Consider the following 654-nt stretch of genomic DNA (forward strand, 5'->3'; position numbering starts at 1 on the left):
AAATGCTTGGGGCCATAGCTCAGCTGGTAGAGCGCCTGCTTTGCACGCAGGAGGTCAGGAGTTCGACTCTCCTTGGCTCCACCAGAACGCGGGCGGACAACAAGCGCAAAACAAGCGCAAAAATGTCGGCGATAACCAAGAGCAACAGATAAAAAGCCCAGAATTGAACGATCCGCTTAAGCGAGCGAAAAAGCGCTCTGGCTTAAAGCAGCTTAAAGCAGATCATTGACTTCTGGACTTTTACCGCGTGTTTTAAAAGACATGCATCGAGCACAAGCTCAAAAAGCTTCAGAATTGTTTTAAAAATCGTTCTTTAAAAATTTGGGAAAGTGATAGAAGTGTGACTTATAGATTTATAGGACTTATGGATTGTATCACAGCAATTCATGGCTCGATAAATCAATAAATCAAGGCAAAAGATTTGCGAGCGCTCTTGTCCGAAAAGCCCTGTACGTGATTTTTAGACGTGCAAGACTTTGATCGACAAGAGAGTATGCGAAGATTTTCGGCGATGTCGCTTCACGGATTGTTTTGACTTCAAAAGCTTTTAAGTGAAATCAGTCATGATTTTAGCCAAAAGAGCGTTTGGGGTTATAGGGTCAAGTGAAGAAGCGCATACGGTGGATGCCTAGGCAGTCAGAGGCGATGAAAGAC

The 654-nt window shown here is 44.0% G+C and carries 1 tRNA gene; it reads left to right on the forward strand.

The annotated features are described in order from the left end of the window. The first annotated feature begins 8 nt into the window (after window positions 1-8). Window positions 9-84 (forward strand) — tRNA-Ala (locus tag AXE65_RS00315). Window positions 85-654: the final 570 nt, after the last annotated feature.

The sequence above is a fragment of the Ventosimonas gracilis genome (genome assembly GCF_001580025.1).
Taxonomy (GTDB): Bacteria; Pseudomonadota; Gammaproteobacteria; order Pseudomonadales; family Pseudomonadaceae; genus Ventosimonas; species Ventosimonas gracilis.